The following is a 19,484-nucleotide window of genomic DNA, read 5'->3' on the forward strand; positions in this document are numbered from 1 at the left end:
ATACAATGAAGGTAAAGAAATATGAATGTTGTTTTAGGGCTCGGACTATTTATCGTTGGCGCAATTGTCGGTTTTTTTGCTAACAGAACGCTTTTCTCATCGGCACAAGAAACACAAAAACTTGCGACTAAAGCCAGTCAAAGTGAAGCAGAATTAGCACGATATAAACTGGACGTAGCAGATCATCTTGCAAACTCCGCCAATTTACTTGAGCAAATGAACAGTACCTGCCAAGTTGCTATGACTCAAATGGCGCAAAGCACCCAACTGTTGCAACAAGTAACCCCTGATCATATTGAAAGTATGCCCTTTTTCTCTAAAGAAACCCAAGAGCAATTAGCGGAAACGGTAAATTTACGACACGACAAAAATCTACGTAAAAATGACGAAACAACATCAGAGCCTCCGTTAGATTATTCCGGCGCGCCCAGTGGCTTGTTTAATGATAAGAAATATAGTGCTACAAATGCTGAAAAAAATAATTAGGAACTAATCTTTTTATTGCAGGTCTTTAATTGAGTGACCCAACAGGTTTGTTTAACTGATTTATGTAACTAAACAATCCTGTTGCTTATACATACTTTAATTAGGAGTTTTCTGTTACATGAAGAATTTATCAGTTTTAATCAATATTGTCTTACTTTCCTCAACGATTGCCATGGCAAGTTTACCCGCACAAGCCAAATTACCTCAATCGTTCAATGGGCAAAATATGCCTAGCCTTGCACCTATGTTAGAACAAGTAACACCGGGAGTTGTGCTCATTTCAGTTCGTGGCACCCATGAAGTTGAACAGCGTGTGCCAGAAGCTTTCAAATTTTTCTTTGGTAACCCCCGCCAAGGTCAAGGCCAAAGCCAACAAAAAGAACGACAGTTTAGGGGTTTGGGCTCAGGTGTCATTCTTGACGCTGACAAAGGTTACATTGTCACTAACAGCCATGTGATTAACGATGCTGACGAAATTCAAATTACGCTAAAAGATGGTCGCCAACTTGACGCTAAAAAAATTGGTGGTGATGAAGCCAGCGATATCGCTTTATTACAGATAGTAGCGGATGACCTTGTTGCAGTAAAAATCGCAGACTCTGACAACATACGTGTGGGTGATTTTGCGGTTGCTATAGGCAGCCCATTTGGCTTAGGACAAACGGTTACCTCTGGTATCGTCAGCGCCCTAGGTCGTAGTGGCCTAAATGTTGAAAACTACGAAGATTTCATTCAAACCGATGCCGCGATTAATAGTGGTAATTCAGGGGGTGCCTTGATCAACTTACGTGGTGAGCTTATTGGTATCAACACCGCCATTTTAGGTCCTAACGGTGGCAATGTTGGTATTGGTTTTGCTATTCCAAGTAACATGGTACAAAACTTGGTTAATCAAATTATTGAGTTTGGCGAAGTACGACGCGGCGTTTTAGGTGTTGCCGGTCGCAGTGTAACCAGTGAAATTGCTAAAGCAATGGAACTTGATATTAATCAAGGCGGTTTTGTCGAACAAGTCATGCCAGATTCAGCCGCTGATGAAGCCGGTATTCGTGCCGGTGATGTTATTATTAAAGTTAACGGTAAAATGATTAAAACCTTTAACGCACTCAGAGGTAAAATTGGTTCAATTGGCGCTGGGCAAACAGTAAAAATTACCGTGATCAGAAAAGACGGTAAAGAAAAAACCTATGACGTTACTTTGAAAAAAGCTGACATGGCTAATATTGAAGCCGCGAGTTTACATCCCATGCTTGATGGTGCTGAGCTAGAAAATAACAGTCAAGGTACTGGTATCAGTGTTGCTGAAGTTGCTGAAAACAGCCCTGCTGCTGCCGTGGGTTTACGCAAAGGTGATGTTATTAATGGTATTAATCGCCAACCCATTAATAACATTGGTGAACTACGTGGTTACTTAAGTGATCATAAGGGCGTTTTTGCACTGAATGTTCAGCGTAACAATACGTCATTGTTCTTGATGATCCGCTAATACTTTCACCTTAAGAGCTATCACTAGCTGCTAACGGCACGGTATAAACCCTAACCGCCAACCTAAGCACTAAACCTAAGCCTGTCAAACGACAGGCTTTTTTTATAATATTTATTCTACCGCGATCAACGATTAAACCTTTAACTTGCCATGGATTAAGACGTATTTGACCACTATGTCTCACGTTGCAGGCTCGCCTTTACTTTAACTGTGAACAAAATTACCAGCAATATAGCTAGAACTTATGCTAAACAGCTTCACTAACAAAGGGATAAGTGCGCTAAGTATTATTGAGACTGAAATCTAATAACACTTGCTTGTATCCCATCTGGGTAAACTAAAGGCCCACCTCTTGTCAACTGAACAAGTCTGTTGCTCAGTTCAACTTTCACCAATGTTTAGTCTTTGGCCAGCAAGTTTGAACAGGTAGACTATTACAAGTAAAAAGTGGCTGGGTAAACCAACAACTTTTATTGTCGAACAAGGTAAACGCTCAGCTCAGTGAGCGATTTTTCAGCAGAGATAAATTATATGCTATTATAGCTTAATATTTTTTTTACCCTTTAAGTAAGGCTTTATATGAAATTAACTTCTTTGCAATCAAAACTATTAGCTGCACTTATTGCCATACTCTTATTCTCTGCCGTTATTTATTTTTACTCATCAAAAGATACAGCGCTGCCTAAAATGACAGTGCAAGAAAAAAAGGCCAGGTTTAAAAACCTTATTATTCCGGCAGTAAACGATGTTTATGCTGAGCTTATGGTCCGATATAATAAGGTTTCAGCGTCACTAGAATCAGGTAGTGATGCCGATAGAATAGCCAAGCTGAAAGTGGAATATAAAGCAAAAAGCGATGCAGAGCTGTTAATGGCACTGAAACCGCACCCTAAAAGTATTGCGATTGCACAAGCCGCAATGGAAAGTTCTTGGGCAACATCTCGTTTTTTTAGAGAAGCTTATAATATATTCGGTGTTTGGTCGTTTGATAAAGATGAACCTAGAATTGCTGCCCTTAAAAAACGCGGTGATAAAACTATTTGGGTCAAAGAATATCCATCGATAAAAGCCTCTGTTAGCGACTATTATCGAACCATTGCCCGTGGTGGTGCATTTAAAGAGTTTAGAAAATTAAAAATGAAAACCGATGACCCATTTGCTTTAGTTAAAAAATTAGACCGTTATTCTGAAAAAGGTGCAGAATATGGTCATGAATTAACCTCGATTATTAAGTTTAATAAATTTCATCAACTTGATGCTAATAACTAAAATACGCATAATTCAAGTAGTATGCGCTAAAATTAGCGATGAAATTAGCTATGATATTTAATCTCACCTTAGATTTATAGCATTGAAATATTTCATATAGGCTAGAGAAATAAGTTAGAGAAATTTTTAAGCGACAACAAGCCTATTGATGACAGCCTGCAACAGATTTTATTGCAGGCTCATTGATGATGATGTTATGTCTCAGATCCAAAAAATTTTAGTTATTTGCGCAGTGGTTGGGGTTTTCCAACTGCATATCCTTGGACATAATTCACTCCCAGTGTTTTCAATACAGCTAACGTCTGATCATCTTCAACCCACTCGGTAATAGTTTGCATATCCATCACCTGAGCAACATCATTGATCGACTTTACCATCGCTAAATCTATTGGGTCTTGAGCACAATTTTTGACCAAACTGCCATCAATTTTCAAATAATCTACCTGCAGGTTTTTCAAGTAAGTAAAAGAATACATACCTGAGCCAAAATCATCTAGGGCAAAACGACATCCCAATGCTTTTAAGCTACTAATAAAGCGTTTAGCTTGCTGTATATTTCTTATCGCTGAGCTTTCTGTGATTTCGAAACAGAGTTTATTGCACCATTGAGGATTGTTTTTTAAACTATTTGTCAGCAAAGCTAAAAATCCCTCATCACTCAAAGATTGAGCAGAGATGTTGATACTGCAAAGTAATAAGCCATTGAGTTCATCAGGATATTGTTGGAAAAATTTAAGCGCGGAATTAAGCACCCAACGATCAATCTGGATCATCATGTTATATCGCTCAGCCGCAGGTAAAAATGCCCTAGGGCTAACCAATGTGCCATCGTCTTCTTCTAGACGTATTAATAGCTCATAGTACTTACCCGGTGGGTTTTCATCCAGTGGCAGTATGGCCTGACGATAAAGTACAAAGCTGTCATTTTCAAGTGCGGCGGTAATACGCGCCACCCAATGCATTTCTCCATGACGCTTTGATGTTTCTTCATCTTCTTCGGTATACACATGTACGCGATTGCGGCCAGCATCTTTAGCCATATAACAAGCGACATCTGCGGTACTTAAGCTCTGACTGTAGTTTGCTGTATTTTTATCAATAACCACTAAACCTATGCTAAGCCCTAAAGTAAAACTTTTGTCATGCCATATAAAGCGAAATTCTTCCACTTGTTGGCGTAACATCTCAGCAGTATTTGTAGCCTGCGCTAGAGTACAATTGAGCAATAGCACACCAAACTCATCGCCCCCTAGTCGCGCTAAAGTATCACTACCTCTTATGCGAGCTTGTAAGAGTGATGTCAATTGCACTAACAATTCATCACCGGCCAAATGGCCACAAGTATCATTAACTATTTTGAATTGATCTAAATCAATGTAGAGCAAGCTGTGTTGAGAATTTTCCACCCTAGCAACCGACACGGCATGTTCAAGTCGTTCTTCAAATTCGATGCGGTTAACCAAGCCGGTTAGCGAGTCATGTTTAGCCCTATGTTCTAACTTTTGCGTAATCAAATGCATTTCAGTAATATCGTACAAAATCAATACGCAACCAATGGCCTGACCGAGTTTATTTTTAATCGAAGTTAAGGTGCATCGTAAAATGTATTTTTGTGCACTAATTAATAAACCCATGGTTGCAGAGCTGTCGCCAGACATCGCCTCATCAATGCAATTTAATAATAATTTTTCCATCGAATGGTGATCTGTAATATCCAATAAAGGCATTACCTGATACAACAGTTGTCCTTGAGCTTTTTTTGATGACCACTGGGTAATAGTTTCAGCTACTGGGTTGAGATTATTAATTTTACCGTTTATGTCCATAGTGATCACGCCCTCACCAATCGACAATAAGGTAACCTGAGATAACTCTTTCTCGCGATATAAAGCGTCTTGCGCTGCGCTGAGTTGTTTATAACGTTGTTGTAACTCTGTACGAGCCCGCAATAATATAAACATGATCCAAAATACACCGATAGCTAAACTAAAGGCTAATAACGACAACACAATAATATCCCAACGCCACAACTGACTTTGGTAGCGATCAAGTCGCAGAGCAATATTATAGCCCGGTGGCGACAATGCTACTGTTTGGCTAAGACGTATATCCTCGTTATCTTTTAGTAAGCTACGATCAACCACCTGGCCATCATGGGTGATCATGCTGACACCAAATTGATGTAAAATTTCATCACTAACCACAGTTTTAAACAAAGCGGGAATTGAATATACCCCGGCGAACAAACCCATAAATTCATTACCACGATAAACCGGCACCCAAACCTCAAAAGACGCAGGCCCCTGAATGGCGACGAATGGGTGAGTGTAAACTGGCAAACGCAACTCTTTTGCTAAGCGAGACGCACGACGAGGCTCTTTAAGGTCAACTTTAAGACCTATGATTTGTTCATTTCCGGTTAAGGGAGCAACGTTGCGAATGATAAATTGCGCATCAATCCAAGTAATATTGATCAACTCTGGATGAGCACTGACATAATGACTCACTCGCTGTTGAAATTTCTGATGGGTTAAGTTATCTGATGTACGCGCCAAATTTAATAGCCCAATATAATCTAGGCTTTCCTTCAAGCGTTGACGAATATCAACTCGAATGGTTTCCGCTTTTTCAAGTAGTTGTTGGCGTTGTGCATTATTGATTGAATAGTAGCTTAACCCTGTGATGACCGCACAAAGCAAAATAAAAGCCCCTGCCAGTGCTGCTGGGCCAGTCCAGGTTAACTTATAGAGCATTTGTCTGAAAAAACATATCAGCAATACAATCGCCATGCAGGCCACTATAACAATATTTGATATTAGCGTTAACGGTTGAGTATCTTGTTTTATCGCCAACTGCCAAACACTATTGGGTAGGTCAATATTAACCATTACGGCTGTTTTGTCTGCCTCGCTAAACAAATCATTATTGCCCCAGAATGCTGGCTGCCATCTATTGTTGATTTGTTTACGTAAAGCTAGGCTTTGCTCATTCCCCAAACTAAGCAGATCTGTCTCTTGTAATAACTCATCCCAGTCTAAGAGCAGAATGCTTAAGCCCCAGCTTTGTGTGCTCTGATTAGCCTTGTTTTTGATATGAACCGGTTGACGAACGATCAAAGCAAGCCCGCCCTGTCGTAAATTTAAGGGCCCTGAAATAGTGGCGGTGTTACTCTGATAAGCCAATAACACGTCCGCTTTCCGATTAACATCGGCGAGGAGATCATGCCCCAAAGCAGCTTTATTATTGGTCAAAGGATAAATATGTGATAACACGCTATTACGTGCTAATTGCAGGCTACGTAAACTTGGATGGCGTTCAAACATACTATGTGCAATGACTTCAAAATCAGATTGATCTATTTCTGGTGATAACTGCACATAAGACTCAAGCTCATCAAGCATAAATAGCCGTGAATCGATGCTGTCTTCAATCTTGTCCGACATGAGCGATAATTTTTGCTTAAGAATATTATTTCGCTCATTAGCCACGTTGGAGATGTAAATATTGCTGAGTAAAAATAATGCGCCAATAATTAAGGCGAGAAAAAATAGAAAGGTTCCTGAAGTACCAAAACCAAAAAACCTCAACACATCAAGTTTTTTCTGGGGTAATTCTTGCTGATTATATGGTTTCAACAGCGGCTCCGTTAGGCGTAAAAATTACAAATAGTATTCTGAATTTCATCAATTTTGTACCTTATATTAAGCCAGAATATCACAAGTTTGGTTTTCTACATCAGCTAATAATGATGATTAAAAATTTTAATTTCAACAGATAGATTAAAAAATTAGAACCTTGGTATCACTCGATGCCGAGCAGGCATTAATCACTTTATCTTTTTATCGTAAGCTTTGTTGCTTTTTGGCGTTGACGGTTATTATCTAGCGAACAGGCAATTTGCTCACCGCTAGCAGGATAAAAATACAACTTAATAACGCTGCAAGTCCTCGCTGATATTAAAGCTTTGAACTATTTAGCTAACAAAATCAGTCTTTCAACTCGTTAACCCAGGCTAATCTCTAGCCCATACTCAACGTCAGCTCAGTGATTATCTAAGACAAAAACTTTATAACAACAAAGGCTTTATGTTAATCTATAAAAAATCAGACCAATAAAAATAATCCTGTTGAAAATTATCACTGCCCTAAAGTTTTTCATTCGTTCAGCTAGCTACGGTGTCATGTTTGCGTTGGTTTTGTTGATACTAGTCCCTGAGCTGCGTGAAAAAAACATACTTCCTTGGCAATTATTTACCAGCGTCGAGAAAATACAAGCGCCTTTGTCTTATGCAAAAGCAGTGCGTTTAGCTGGCCCTGCTGTAGTAAATATTTACTCTGAAGAAATTCAAGTAAACCCAACTTATGGCCGCCAACCGCGCAAAGTAACCCGCTTAGGTAGTGGCGTTATTATGCACGGCCAAGGTTATATTTTAACCAACTACCATGTGGTACAAAGTGCTGATTTAACTGTAGTGGTGTTACAACGAGGCCAAGAGCTTCATGCTGAACTCATTGGTTATGATGTTTTGACCGATCTTGCTGTCTTAAAAGTACAAGCGAACAATTTGCCGGTTATTCCTCAAATGAGCACATTAACACCGCAAGTCGGTGACGTAGTATTAGCCATAGGTAATCCGCTAAATTTAGGACAAACGGTTACTCAAGGCATTGTCAGCGCAACCGGACAAAGTGGGCTAAGCACCAGTTATTTACAATTTTTACAAATGGATGCTGCTATTAATGAGGGCAACTCTGGTGGTGCTCTGATAAATTCTAATGGTGAGTTAGTCGGCATTAATTCAAGAAAATTTACCCAAGCGAATCCTAATCTCAATATTCAGGGCATATTTTTTGCTGTACCTTATCAATTAGCACGTACCATTATGTTAAAAATTATTGAACATGGTCGCGTGGTGCGTGGCTGGCTTGGTGTTGAGGCAAACGATTCTGTGACCAATCTTAAGGGCTTTATTATTGGTGCAGTAACGCCAGAGAGTCCGGCCATGAAAGCTGGATTACAATCAGGTGATGTGGTTTATCAAATAGACGATATTCGATTACAAAATGCCAAACAAGGCTTAGACGTTGTAGCTGAGGCTGCGCCAGGTACAGTATTGAGCTTTATGATCTCTCGCGATAATCAACAATTAACCTTACCTGTAACTATTGTTGAAGTGCCAAAGTAAATCCTGCTAGCAATTCACCAAACAACTCACCAAGCAAATAAAAATCCCAGCAAAGTAGCTGGGATTTTTTATCACTCGCTAACCATTAATTAAGCTTAGTTAATGGTGATACGGGTGATATTTGCGCCTAACGCTTGCAGCTTATCTTCAATTTTTTGATAGCCACGATCAATATGATAAATACGGTCTACTTGCGTTTCAGTACTTGCAACGAGTCCGGCGATAACTAAGCTCGCAGAGGCACGTAAATCAGTCGCCATCACTTGCGCACCATTTAACTGCTCCACACCGGTACTTATGGCTATATTGCCTTCAAGACTTATATTTGCCCCCATACGCTGTAGTTCAGGCACATGCATAAAGCGATTTTCAAAAATCGTTTCGGTTGTTGTTGCCGTGCCATCAGCTATCGCATTAAGGGCAACAAATTGTGCTTGCATATCGGTTGGAAATGCCGGATGAGGTGCGGTGCGTATATTGACCGCTTTTGGCCTTGAGGTCATTTCCAGCTCTATCCAGTCATCACCTGTAGTGATATCTGCGCCAGCTTCTCTTAACTTAGCCAGTACCGCGTCTAAAGCTTTAGGATCAGTGTTTAAACACTTTACTTTACCTTGAGTGACCGCCGCTGCAACTAAAAATGTACCGGTTTCTATGCGATCTGGCATGACTGAATAACTTGCACCATGCAGTTTTTCAACGCCGGTAATCGTTAAGGTGTCTGTGCCTGCGCCTGAAACTTTAGCACCCATGCCGTTTAAACAATGCGCTAGATCGACAATTTCAGGCTCTCGCGCTGCATTCTCGATAATAGTAATGCCATCAGCCAAAGCTGCAGCCATCATTAGATTTTCAGTACCGGTAACACTGACGGTGTCCATAAAGATAGTCGCACCTTTAAGTCGACCACTATTGCGCGCAATGATATAACCATTTTCAACCGCTATGTCTGCACCCATCAGCTTTAAGCCATGAATATGCAAGTTAACCGGTCGCGCGCCAATGGCACAACCGCCAGGTAAAGACACTTCAGCATGACCAAAACGTGCCAGTAAAGGCCCTAAAACCAAGATAGAAGCGCGCATAGTTTTCACTAACTCATATGACGCGCGACAATGCGCGATGCTACTAGCATCAATCATCAAGCTACTCTCACTAAGCCACTGGCATTTAGCACCTAATTGTGACAAGAGTTTAATCGTCGTTTCTATATCATTAAGTTTCGGAACATTGGAAAAAGTAACCGGAGTTTCTGAGAGCAATGCCGACATTAGAATAGGTAATGCCGCATTTTTTGCACCTGAAATAGTCACTTCGCCATGTAGTGGTTGCCCACCAATAATTTTAAATGCGTCCAAGAGTATATTCTTTTATGTCGGTGTGAATTAAAGGGGTAGGTTAAACATTTTTTCACGGCGCCAGTCAGACGTTGTGAAGGTTTTAATGGATACCGCGTGAATGACACCTTCGTTAATAATTTTCGCTAAAGGGGCATAAATAGTTTGTTGTTTTTTCACTCGGCTTAAATCACCTAAAAAGTCAGCAATGGCAATTACTTTACATTGTGAACCATCGAATGCTACATGAATCTCGTCTAATTCAACGGCATCGGTAATTAATTTTTCTATCTCTTTTACTTCCACTTTTTGCTCCAAATAGCGTGTAGATTAAGGGGTTTCTATCGGCAATAACGTATCAACTGCACTTAAGGTTGCCAGTTTTAATAAATCTTCAGGTAAATTAATCAAACTGATATGACAAGCTTTGCTGGCCGCCAGTTCAATTAATAATAAAATCCATGCTAAGCCTGCGGTGTCAACTTGACTCACCTTAGCCAAGTCAATAATAATTCGTTCATTATTGACTAATTTACGGTACTTTTTATCAAATGCAGGCGTTATTGTAGCACGGGTTAACGCACCACTAAAAATCGCTTTTTGCTCTGCTTGTTGGACTTCTATCATTTTTATCTACTAACAACCTTATAATACGCTACTTTGTCTGTATGCTTGGCAAAAATTAACTTTTATGATTTAAAAACAATACTCTTTGCACTTTTTTCTTTTAGCATTTCAGTGACATGAGCTAGCCCTTTTTGACGGATCAAACCACTTAACTCCGCTTGTTTGCTGTCAAGTAAGCTGACACCTTCTGCTACCATATCATAGGCTTTCCAGTCGCCGGTTTTTTTATGCTTACGCACACGAAAGGAAATATTAATTGGACCGCGACCTGGCTCTATTACACTCGTATCAACAGACACTACGCGATGTTCAGCAAAATCTTCTGCCGGTGCAAATTCGACCTTTTGGTTATCGTACAAGGTAAAAACCTGCGCATAAGCGGTGATAAGATACTCACGAAATGCCGGTACAAACTCAGCTCGGTCAGCCTGATTGGTTTTCTTGAAGTTGCTGCCAATCACTTTATAAGCGGCATATTGATAATTTATATACGGCATTAATTCTTCGCGAACGATGGTTTTCAATAAATTAGGCTCTGCACGTATCGCCACTTGTTCATCAGCAAAACGCTTAAAAGTAATCTCGGCAACCGTTTTAATCATTTGATAAGGGTCTTTTTTATCAACATCTCCTGTGGCGCTAACCGATATCGAAAAACCTAGCAGTGCTAAACAAAAAAAGCATTTTTTCATCGCATTATTTATCATCATTAATCACCGCTGCCTTGGCTGAATAAAAATTGACCGATCAGTTCTTCTAATATCAATGCAGGTTTGGTGTCTTCAATATAATCACCTGGTTTTAAGATTTCAACTGAGCTATGAATAAAGCCTGGTAACAAACCTACATATTGTTCACCTAATAAACCCGCCGTTAATATTGACACTGAAGTCGCTTCTGAGAAGTTATTATACTCGGCAAAAATTTCTAACGTCACTAAAGGCGTATAATCTGCACTGTCTAACGAAATTGCACTGACACGGCCGATAACAACACCCCCGACTTTTATTGGCGAGCGAACTTTCAAGCCGCCAATGTTGTCAAATTTGGCATATAACTGATATGTATTGCCAGTTCCTGTAATACCGCTGTCAGCTACTTTTAGTGCTAGCATTAACAATGCAGCAATACCAATTGCAGCAAAGAGTCCGACCAATAATTCTATTTTTTTCGACACCATGTCTTCCACCAAATTCAAATAATATTTAACTAAATAACCGCTATAAATTTTTACAAAAATTAACTTGTAAACATTATCGCGGTTAATACAAAATCTAATCCTAAAACTAATAGTGACGATTGCACTACGGTTGAAGTGGTTGCTCGGCTAATACCTTCAGAGGTTGGCTCACAAGCATAACCTTTATAAACCGCGATCCAAGTCACCACAAAAGCAAATACTACGCTTTTAATAATGCCATTTAAAACGTCTTTTTCGAAAGACACTTGTGACTGCATTACCGACCAAAACGTACCGCTGTCAACACCTAACCAATCAACACCGACTAAATGAGCGCCTAAAATACCCACCGCAGAGAATATAGCCGCTAACAGTGGCAAACTGATAAAACCAGCCCAAAAGCGCGGGGCAATAACACGACGCAAAGGATCTACGGCCATCATTTCAAGGCTAGAAAGTTGCTCTGTTGCTTTCATCAAACCTATTTCAGCGGTCAGCGCAGACCCAGCTCGACCAGCAAAAAGTAAGGCGGCAACCACTGGACCTAACTCACGTAATAACGACAAGGCGACCATTGGTCCTAAGCTAGCTTCAGCGCCAAAATCAACCAGAATAGTATAGCCCTGTAAAGCCAATACCATGCCAATAAACAAACCCGAAACAACGATGATAACTAAAGATAATACGCCAACAGAGTACAATTGGCTCAACAACAAAGGAAAACCTTTGCGTGGGTTTGGAATATGCAAGAGCGCTGATGCTAACATCAACAAAGCTCTGCCTAAGCCTGAGATTTGTTCGATAATGCTATGACCCAATATTTGCAGCTGATTCACTTCTCAACACCTCGACCAATTAACTCTTCACTATATGACGCCGCAGGATAATGAAATGGCACTGGGCCATCAGCTTCACCTTTAACAAATTGCTGCACTAAAGGTGAGGTGTGCGCGTAGATTTCTTCTGGCGTACCTTGGCCAATAATTTTTTGCTCGGCAATAATATAAATATAATCTGCAATACTCATCGCTTCTGGAACATCATGAGAAACCACCACAGAGGTTAATCCCAATGCATCACCTAGTTGATGAATGAGCCGGACAATCACACCCATAGAAATAGGATCTTGGCCAGCAAAAGGCTCATCGTAAAGTATCAATTCAGGATCAAGCGCAATTGAACGAGCTAATGCTGCTCGACGCGCCATACCACCAGAGAGTTCATTGGGGCGTAAATTTCTTGCACCACGCAAACCCACCGCTTCTAATTTCATTAGCACCATTTTTTCAATGATGTCTTCTGATAACTGAGTATGCTCGCGTATAGGAAAGGCGATATTGTCGTAAACACTCATGTCGGTAAACAAGGCACCACTTTGAAATAACATACTCATACGTTTACGTATGTCATATAACGCACTACGAGACAATTTAGGAATGTCGTGGCCATCGAAAAGGATCTGCCCAGACTCTGGTTTAATTTGACCACCAATTAAGCGCAATAACGTTGTTTTACCAATACCACTTGGCCCCATTATCGCGGTAACTTTACCTTTAGGAATAGACAAACTAATGCCATCATAAATAACACGCTCGTTACGCTTAAAGGTCATGTTTTTGATATCAACTAAAATTTCAGACATATCGCTTGGAATAACATCACTGTTAATTATTGTTTTATGTAGTAGAATTCTACCGCAGCGCAACACCTCAGTCATTACAAATTCACAACTATTTAGTGCTAAAAGAGTAACCAAAAGTATATAAATGTAACGCAAGTGTAAAGTTAGCGTAATGAATAAGCCTTTTTTTTGGCTTAGTTATTTTATTGTGAATCCACGTGCCAATAATATCAGAAAAAGTTTATAATGCTTTTCGCTCACGTTATGTTAGCAAAATGAGTATTAATTGAGTGTCATCGGTTACCATCAGTGGTTTATAATTCCTCTTTGTCTTTCATCAATTAGCACAAACACTATTTATTTATCTTAGCCAAACAGGAGCTTTGAATGTTCATCCAAATTTTGATCTTATTACTTTCACTAATCACTTTAGTGTGGAGTGCAGACAAATTTGTATTTGGTGCCTCAGCATTAGCACGAAATCTGGGTATTTCTCCCATGATAATTGGCTTAACTATTGTTGCTATGGGCTCTTCAGCACCTGAAATGATGATAGCGGTCACCGCTTCTTTACAGGGTAATGTAGATACTGCCGTCGGCAATGCCATTGGCTCAAATATTACCAACATTGCGTTAGTGTTAGGCTTAACCGCACTGTTTCATCCTTTATCCGTTTCCTCAACGACCATTAAACGTGAAATCCCGCTTATTTTGGTTGTTACGGCTATCGCGACATATATGCTAGCAAACAGCAACTTTAGTTTTAATGAAGGCTTAATACTGATTATTGGTTTTGTCCTTTATATCGCCACCTTACTTGTCGTCACGTTAAGGCGTGCAAAACAAAACCCTATCGACGATAAAATGGTCTTAGAAGCAGAACAAGAAGTGCCTGATGGGGTCAGTACCAAACAATCGGTAATCTGGTTAGTGGTCGGTATGATACTACTGCCGCTCAGTGCTAGTTTTCTGGTTGATTCATCAATATTTATCGCCAAAGCTTTTGGTATTAGTGATTTAGTCATCGGCTTAACGGTTATTGCTATTGGTACTAGCTTACCTGAGTTAGCTGCCAGTATTATGAGCATCATTAAAAAAGAAGATGATTTAGCGCTCGGTAATATTATTGGTTCGAATATCTTTAATATTCTTGCGGTTTTATCGTTAGCTGGCTTAATTGCGCCAGGCGATATCGATAATGCCGCCGCGGTGCGTGACGCGCCATTTATGCTGGCAACAACCTTCTTATTATTTATACTTTGTTTTAGTCGAGGTGGAAAGTTTCGCATCACGCGGGCGAAAGGGTTACTATTATTAGCCGTATTTATTGGTTATCAAGTGCTACTTTTTAGTCAAATCAACAGGTAACAAGTGGTTTATAGCAATGAAAAACTTTAAACAATTAGCCCTAAATGTCATTAACATTGAGCAGCAAGCTATTGCACAATTGTCGCAATTTATTGACGACGACTTTGTTCAAGCTTGTGAGTTAATGTTTAATTGTCGGGGCCGCGTCATCGTGATTGGTATGGGTAAGTCGGGGCATATTGGTGGCAAAATTGCCGCAACCTTGGCGAGTACTGGCACACCCGCATTTTTTGTTCACCCGGGTGAAGCAAGCCATGGCGATCTAGGTATGGTGACTGTTGATGACGTGGTACTGACCATTTCTAATTCGGGTGAAACTGGCGAAGTCTTAGCCATTATTCCGGTCCTAAAGCGTATCGGCACAAAACTTATCGCCATGACGGGTAATCCTGACTCTACCCTGGCTAAACTTGCCGATAGCCATGTTTGTGTAAAAGTAGCACAAGAAGCTTGCCCATTAGGCTTGGCACCCACCTCTAGCACCACAGCAACCTTAGTGATGGGCGATGCCCTAGCGGTAGCTTTATTGAATGCGCGCGGCTTTACTGCCGATGACTTTGCCTTATCTCACCCCGGTGGCAGCTTAGGTAAAAGGCTATTATTACGTTTGGCCGATATCATGCACAAAGACGAACGTCTGCCCACAGTAAGCCAAGAAGCTAAAATAAAAGATGCCTTAGTTGAAATGTCACTCAAAGGCTTGGGTATGACCGCTGTTGTTGACGCAAACAATCGCTTAATAGGTCTGTTTACTGATGGTGATTTACGCCGTATTTTAGATGAAGAAATTAATATTCATCAAGATAGCATTACCAGCGTAATGACAAAAAACCCTTTAGTGGCTAAGCAAGATATGCTGGCGGCTGAGGCATTAAAGATCATGGAAGACAAAAAAATTAACGGCTTAATTATTGTTAACGATAATAACCAACCCATTGGCGCGATGAACATGCATGACTTATTAAAATCTGGAGTGCTCTAAAGTTGAACAGTTTATACGGAAAAGTAGCGCCAAGTGTTTGGCAAAAAGCGCAAAAAATCAAACTCTTTGTTTGTGATATAGACGGCGTTTTTTCAGATGGTCGTATTTACTTAGGTAATAATGGTGAAGAATTAAAAGCCTTTCATACTAAAGATGGTTATGGCGTTAAAGCCTTAGGTGCAAGCGGCGTTGATGTAGCGGTGATCACGGGCAGAACCTCAACTATTGTGCAAACCCGGATGAGTGCATTAAATGTTAAGCACATAGTACAAGGTGAAGAAAATAAGCTACCGGCTTTAAAAGCTATGCTCGCCGCATTAAAGTTAGCGCCTGAACAAGTGGCTTACATCGGCGATGATATGCCAGATTTTGACTGCCTTAATTATGTTGGTTTTAGTATTGCGGTCAATGACGCACACCCCGCCATTTTAAAATCTTGTGACTACACCACCTATACCCGAGGTGGTTTCGGCGCCGTGCGCGAGACTTGCGATCTTATTATGCAAAGCCAAAACACCTTAGCTGATGCAACGGGTTCAAGCGTATGAATCGCATATACCTTGTTAGTATAAGCTTATTTTTATTGGCCTTAACCACCTATGGCTTACTTGAATGGTATGGCGCGAAGGAAGAAACCAGCAACATTCTCGATACCGCGAATAACCCTGAATTTATTGCTGAAAACCTTAACAGTGATGTTTATAAAACCACTGGGGCATTATCTTATAATGTAGAAGCAAAACGCATGGAACATTATGCTGAATTAGGGGTCACACACTTTGAATATCCACGCTATACCTTATACCCAAGGAACAACAAACCTACTTGGCAAATCACCGCCAATGAAGGCACCTTGTATAATAACAATCGCGTAAAATTAGCAAATCGCGTACGTTTAATCGCCACTGATAAAGAAAGTTTGATACAGGAAGTGCATGGTAAAAATTTAGAAATGGACTTAAAAACTAATATTATCAGCTCAGAGCAAACTATCTTAATATTAGGTAAAGGATTTACTATGTATGGCTCAGGATTAATTGTAGACTTAAACACAACACAGATGACATTGACCGAACATGTACAAACTATTTATAAAAAAATTAAAAAATAACTTATATTGTCTCACGGCGTTAGCATTATTAGTGCCTGTCGCAAGTGCAGAAAAATTTAACGTAGAACAAGAGATTAAAATATCTTCTTCACGCCAAGCTGCCGATCTCAAAAATAAAATATTCAGTTATATTGATAATGTCATTATTTCTCAAGGCACACTAACCATACATGCCGAGTTAGTACAGGTTATCACCCAAGAAAACAGTGACAGCAAAATTTATATTGCCAAAGGCTCTCCAGCGACCTTTGAACAAACGCTTCAAGATGGTAGCCCAATCAATTTGCAAGCCAATGAAATCCGTTATGAGCCGAGTATGAATACCGTCGTTATTTCAGGCAATGCTCTCCTTAGCCAAGAAGGCAGTAAAGTGAGCGGCAGTAAAATCACCTACAATTTTGCCACAGAATATGTCAATGCCGAAAGCCTTGAAAATGCTAAAGTTGAAACCGTATTACAGCCAAAGAACAAAACTGAATTGCCTATAAAATCAAAGGATAAGCAAGAGTAAATGTCAACTTCTACATTATCAGCAACCGGCCTTGCCAAGTCCTATAAAGGCAGAAAAGTGGTTAAAAACGTCAGTATGCACGTTTCCGCTGGACAAATTGTTGGCTTATTAGGGCCAAATGGCGCAGGTAAAACTACCTCTTTTTATATGATTGTTGGCTTGGTAAAGAACGACAGTGGCTCAATTGTCTTAAATGATGAAGATATAACCTTACTGCCGATGCACGAGCGCGCGAGAAAAGGTATCGGTTATTTACCACAAGAAGCCTCTATTTTTCGTAAGTTATCGGTTCATGACAACATCATGGCCATTTTACAAACACGTAAATCACTTAGTGATGTTGAGCGACAAGAAAAACTTGAACATTTATTAGAAGAGTTCAACATAGGCCATATAAAAGATAACTTAGGCATGAGTTTATCTGGCGGTGAGCGCCGACGAGTTGAAATAGCCCGGGCATTAGCCGCAGATCCTAAATTTATATTACTGGATGAACCCTTTGCCGGTGTTGACCCGATTTCAGTAGGTGATATAAAAAAAATTATCCTACACTTAAAAGATCGTGGCATAGGTATATTGATCACAGATCACAATGTGCGCGAAACACTTGATGTTTGTGAGCATGCCTACATCGTTAGTCATGGCGAACTTATCGCTGAAGGTAATTCAAAGCAAATTCTTGCAAATCAACATGTAAGAGATGTATACCTTGGTGAACAATTCACGCTATAGTGAATAAAACCAATTGAATTAATGAATTTGAATAGGGAAAAGAAAACGTAAATGCGTCCTACTCTGCAACTCCGTATCGGACAACAGTTAACGATGACCCCGCAATTGCAGCAGGCGATCAAACTGTTGCAATTATCAACTTTGGATCTTCAACTAGAGATTCAAGAAGCACTTGAAAGTAATCCTTTGCTTGAAGTTGACGAAACGCACGATAACAATTCAGAAAGTACCCCTGACCATTTAGAAGCAGGATATTCGGTAACGGTAGGCGAAAACTCAGCAGCATCCTCTGATGGCAGCGAAGACTCCACTCCCTCGATAGACGAAATTAGCTCCTCTGAAGGTTTAGCAAAAACAGACATCCCCGAAGAACTCAACAGCGATAGCACATGGGATGATAACTTCAGTGCTGGTGTTAGTAGTGGCGGTGTTGGCCATGCCTCAGAAGATTATACTTATCAAGGTGAAACGAAAGACTCATTACAAGACCATCTAATTTGGCAGATGGAACTAACGCCCTTTACTGACACTGATAGAACCATTGCCATTGCCATTATTGAAGCCATAGATGAAGCCGGTTATTTAACCGTTTCAGCCGAAGAGATCTTAGAGAGTGTCGGTATTGATGGTGTAGAACTTGATGAGATTGAAGTGGTGTTAAAGCGTATTAACGTATTTGACCCCATTGGTGTTGCCGCTCGTTCAATTCCAGAGTGCTTGCGTATTCAGCTCAATCAATTTGCTAAAGATACCCCTTGGTTAGCGGAAAGCAAAATCGCCGTCAGCGAGTATATTGACTTGCTCGGTAATCGTGATTATCGTCAATTGATGCGTAAATTACGCTTGAAAGAAGAGCAATTACGCGAAGTTATTCGCCTAATACAAAGCTTAGATCCCCGTCCAGGTGATAGCGTCATCAAAAGTGAAGAACAATATGTTATCCCAGACGTGTCTGTTGAAAAGAAAAACGGCCGCTGGACAGTAGAGCTCAATCCTGACACTGCCCCTAAACTATCGGTTAATCAGCAATACGCCGCTATGTCTCGTTCAATGAAGTCATCTACTGATAATCAATTTATTCGCTCTAACTTGCAAGAAGCAAAATGGTTTATTAAAAGCTTAGAAAGCCGTAACGAAACACTTTTAAAGGTTTCAAATTGCATTGTGCAACGCCAACAAGGCTTTTTTGAACACGGACCTGAGTCAATGCGCCCTATGGTATTGAACGATATTGCCGAAGCCGTAGATATGCATGAATCAACCATTTCTCGTGTGACCACGCAAAAATATATGCACACACCTAGAGGGATTTTTGAGCTTAAGTACTTTTTTTCTAGCCACGTAAGTACTGAAAACGGCGGCGAATGTTCATCAACGGCTATTCGTGAATTAATTAAAAAGCTAGTGGCTGCCGAAGTACCTGCAAAACCACTCAGCGACAGTAAAATGGCAGATATTTTAGCAGAACAAGGTATACAAGTGGCAAGGCGTACCATTGCCAAATATCGAGAGTCACTTTCTATACCGCCATCAAATCAACGTAAAAGCCTATTGTAGGCAGTTTTATTCAGCCAATAAAGAGGATTGAA

At 40.3% G+C, this 19,484-nt stretch carries 20 protein-coding genes; 11 read left to right on the forward strand and 9 right to left on the reverse strand.

The features are described from left to right. The first annotated feature begins 21 nt into the window (after positions 1–21). On the forward strand, positions 22–486 hold the full coding sequence (locus H4J65_RS16985; protein ID WP_182183847.1) for a YhcB family protein: 465 nt from the start codon (positions 22–24) through the stop codon (positions 484–486). 118 nt (positions 487–604) lie between these two features. Next, positions 605–1,972 carry a Do family serine endopeptidase gene (locus H4J65_RS16990; RefSeq protein ID WP_182198902.1) on the forward strand — a complete coding sequence of 456 codons (1,368 nt, stop codon included), beginning with the start codon at positions 605–607 and terminating at the stop codon, positions 1,970–1,972. A gap of 10 nt (positions 1,973–1,982) precedes the next feature. Here H4J65_RS16990 and H4J65_RS16995 read toward each other — a convergent pair whose 3' ends face one another. Continuing rightward, entirely contained in the window at positions 1,983–2,156 is a 174-nt protein-coding gene (locus H4J65_RS16995) for a hypothetical protein (RefSeq protein WP_182198903.1), read from the reverse strand. Between the two features lie 395 nt (positions 2,157–2,551). On the opposite strand from H4J65_RS16995, the gene H4J65_RS17000 reads away from it, so the two are divergent. Then, a complete protein-coding gene (locus H4J65_RS17000; protein ID WP_182198904.1) occupies positions 2,552–3,241 on the forward strand; it encodes a glucosaminidase domain-containing protein in 690 nt (229 codons plus the stop codon). A gap of 221 nt (positions 3,242–3,462) precedes the next feature. On the opposite strand, the gene H4J65_RS17005 is transcribed toward H4J65_RS17000, so the two are convergent. Next, entirely contained in the window at positions 3,463–6,876 is a 3,414-nt protein-coding gene (locus H4J65_RS17005; RefSeq protein ID WP_182198905.1) for an EAL domain-containing protein, read from the reverse strand. 491 nt (positions 6,877–7,367) lie between these two features. Here H4J65_RS17005 and H4J65_RS17010 point away from each other — a divergent pair, with 491 nt between their 5' ends. Next, a complete protein-coding gene (locus tag H4J65_RS17010) occupies positions 7,368–8,426 on the forward strand; it encodes a trypsin-like peptidase domain-containing protein (RefSeq protein ID WP_259367642.1) in 1,059 nt (352 codons plus the stop codon). Between the two features lie 95 nt (positions 8,427–8,521). On the opposite strand, the gene murA is transcribed toward H4J65_RS17010, so the two are convergent. The 7 genes from murA to mlaF all read right to left on the reverse strand — a co-directional run bounded on the left by murA (position 8,522) and on the right by mlaF (position 13,212). Beyond that, positions 8,522–9,784 (reverse strand): UDP-N-acetylglucosamine 1-carboxyvinyltransferase, encoded by a 1,263-nt coding sequence (murA, locus tag H4J65_RS17015; RefSeq protein WP_182136678.1) that lies wholly within the window; start codon positions 9,782–9,784, stop codon positions 8,522–8,524. 27 nt (positions 9,785–9,811) lie between these two features. Continuing rightward, entirely contained in the window at positions 9,812–10,069 is a 258-nt protein-coding gene (locus H4J65_RS17020; RefSeq protein WP_182136679.1) for a BolA family protein, read from the reverse strand. A gap of 24 nt (positions 10,070–10,093) precedes the next feature. After that, positions 10,094–10,390 carry a lipid asymmetry maintenance protein MlaB gene (locus H4J65_RS17025; protein ID WP_182136680.1) on the reverse strand — a complete coding sequence of 99 codons (297 nt, stop codon included), beginning with the start codon at positions 10,388–10,390 and terminating at the stop codon, positions 10,094–10,096. Between the two features lie 62 nt (positions 10,391–10,452). Further along, entirely contained in the window at positions 10,453–11,100 is a 648-nt protein-coding gene (locus H4J65_RS17030; protein WP_259367643.1) for an ABC transporter substrate-binding protein, read from the reverse strand. Continuing rightward, complete coding sequence (mlaD, locus tag H4J65_RS17035) at positions 11,100–11,570, reverse strand: outer membrane lipid asymmetry maintenance protein MlaD (RefSeq protein WP_182136681.1); 471 nt, start codon at positions 11,568–11,570, stop codon at positions 11,100–11,102. Before mlaD ends, H4J65_RS17030 begins: the two co-directional genes overlap by 1 nt. Before the next feature lie 59 nt (positions 11,571–11,629). Continuing rightward, positions 11,630–12,406, reverse strand: coding sequence for a lipid asymmetry maintenance ABC transporter permease subunit MlaE (gene mlaE / locus H4J65_RS17040; RefSeq protein WP_182198906.1), 777 nt, complete (start codon positions 12,404–12,406; stop codon positions 11,630–11,632). Further along, entirely contained in the window at positions 12,403–13,212 is an 810-nt protein-coding gene (gene mlaF / locus H4J65_RS17045) for a phospholipid ABC transporter ATP-binding protein MlaF (RefSeq protein ID WP_182136726.1), read from the reverse strand. The genes mlaE and mlaF overlap by 4 nt, the downstream gene beginning before the upstream one ends. A gap of 366 nt (positions 13,213–13,578) precedes the next feature. On the opposite strand from mlaF, the gene H4J65_RS17050 reads away from it, so the two are divergent. The 7 genes from H4J65_RS17050 to H4J65_RS17080 are packed head-to-tail and all read left to right on the forward strand — an operon-like array spanning position 13,579 to position 19,452. Further along, positions 13,579–14,559 carry a calcium/sodium antiporter gene (locus tag H4J65_RS17050; RefSeq protein WP_182136683.1) on the forward strand — a complete coding sequence of 327 codons (981 nt, stop codon included), beginning with the start codon at positions 13,579–13,581 and terminating at the stop codon, positions 14,557–14,559. A 16-nt stretch (positions 14,560–14,575) separates the two neighbouring features. Next, positions 14,576–15,541 (forward strand): KpsF/GutQ family sugar-phosphate isomerase, encoded by a 966-nt coding sequence (locus H4J65_RS17055; protein ID WP_182198907.1) that lies wholly within the window; start codon positions 14,576–14,578, stop codon positions 15,539–15,541. Positions 15,542–15,543: 2 nt separating this feature from the next. Then, the gene (kdsC, locus tag H4J65_RS17060) at positions 15,544–16,089 is read left to right on the forward strand and encodes a 3-deoxy-manno-octulosonate-8-phosphatase KdsC (protein ID WP_182198908.1); all 546 of its coding nucleotides are present in this window, start codon (positions 15,544–15,546) and stop codon (positions 16,087–16,089) included. After that, the gene (lptC, locus tag H4J65_RS17065) at positions 16,086–16,652 is read left to right on the forward strand and encodes an LPS export ABC transporter periplasmic protein LptC (protein ID WP_182136686.1); all 567 of its coding nucleotides are present in this window, start codon (positions 16,086–16,088) and stop codon (positions 16,650–16,652) included. Before kdsC ends, lptC begins: the two co-directional genes overlap by 4 nt. Positions 16,653–16,683: 31 nt before the next feature. Then, the gene (gene lptA, locus H4J65_RS17070) at positions 16,684–17,163 is read left to right on the forward strand and encodes a lipopolysaccharide transport periplasmic protein LptA (RefSeq protein ID WP_182198909.1); all 480 of its coding nucleotides are present in this window, start codon (positions 16,684–16,686) and stop codon (positions 17,161–17,163) included. After that, positions 17,164–17,895, forward strand: a complete 732-nt coding sequence (gene lptB, locus H4J65_RS17075) for an LPS export ABC transporter ATP-binding protein (RefSeq protein WP_182136688.1) — start codon at positions 17,164–17,166, stop codon at positions 17,893–17,895. 51 nt (positions 17,896–17,946) lie between these two features. Then, the gene (locus H4J65_RS17080) at positions 17,947–19,452 is read left to right on the forward strand and encodes an RNA polymerase factor sigma-54 (protein ID WP_182136689.1); all 1,506 of its coding nucleotides are present in this window, start codon (positions 17,947–17,949) and stop codon (positions 19,450–19,452) included. The last annotated feature ends 32 nt before the right edge of the window (positions 19,453–19,484 follow it).

Source organism: Colwellia sp. MB02u-9 (genome assembly GCF_014077085.1).
Taxonomy (GTDB): domain Bacteria; phylum Pseudomonadota; class Gammaproteobacteria; order Enterobacterales; family Alteromonadaceae; genus Cognaticolwellia.

What these genes read in the sequence shown, in the direction of transcription:
- H4J65_RS16985 (WP_182183847.1), top strand. Translation starts at nt 22, where the DNA reads ATGAATGTTGTTTTAGGGCTCGGACTATTTATCGTTGGCGCAATTGTC.
- H4J65_RS17000 (WP_182198904.1), top strand. Translation starts at nt 2,552, where the DNA reads ATGAAATTAACTTCTTTGCAATCAAAACTATTAGCTGCACTTATTGCC.
- mlaF (WP_182136726.1), bottom strand. Translation starts at nt 13,212, where the DNA reads ATGTCTGAAATTTTAGTTGATATCAAAAACATGACCTTTAAGCGTAAC.
- lptB (WP_182136688.1), top strand. Translation starts at nt 17,164, where the DNA reads ATGTCAACTTCTACATTATCAGCAACCGGCCTTGCCAAGTCCTATAAA.
- H4J65_RS16990 (WP_182198902.1), top strand. Translation starts at nt 605, where the DNA reads ATGAAGAATTTATCAGTTTTAATCAATATTGTCTTACTTTCCTCAACG.
- mlaD (WP_182136681.1), bottom strand. Translation starts at nt 11,570, where the DNA reads ATGGTGTCGAAAAAAATAGAATTATTGGTCGGACTCTTTGCTGCAATT.
- H4J65_RS17055 (WP_182198907.1), top strand. Translation starts at nt 14,576, where the DNA reads ATGAAAAACTTTAAACAATTAGCCCTAAATGTCATTAACATTGAGCAG.
- H4J65_RS17050 (WP_182136683.1), top strand. Translation starts at nt 13,579, where the DNA reads ATGTTCATCCAAATTTTGATCTTATTACTTTCACTAATCACTTTAGTG.
- H4J65_RS17080 (WP_182136689.1), top strand. Translation starts at nt 17,947, where the DNA reads ATGCGTCCTACTCTGCAACTCCGTATCGGACAACAGTTAACGATGACC.
- H4J65_RS17030 (WP_259367643.1), bottom strand. Translation starts at nt 11,100, where the DNA reads ATGATGATAAATAATGCGATGAAAAAATGCTTTTTTTGTTTAGCACTG.
- H4J65_RS17025 (WP_182136680.1), bottom strand. Translation starts at nt 10,390, where the DNA reads ATGATAGAAGTCCAACAAGCAGAGCAAAAAGCGATTTTTAGTGGTGCG.
- lptC (WP_182136686.1), top strand. Translation starts at nt 16,086, where the DNA reads ATGAATCGCATATACCTTGTTAGTATAAGCTTATTTTTATTGGCCTTA.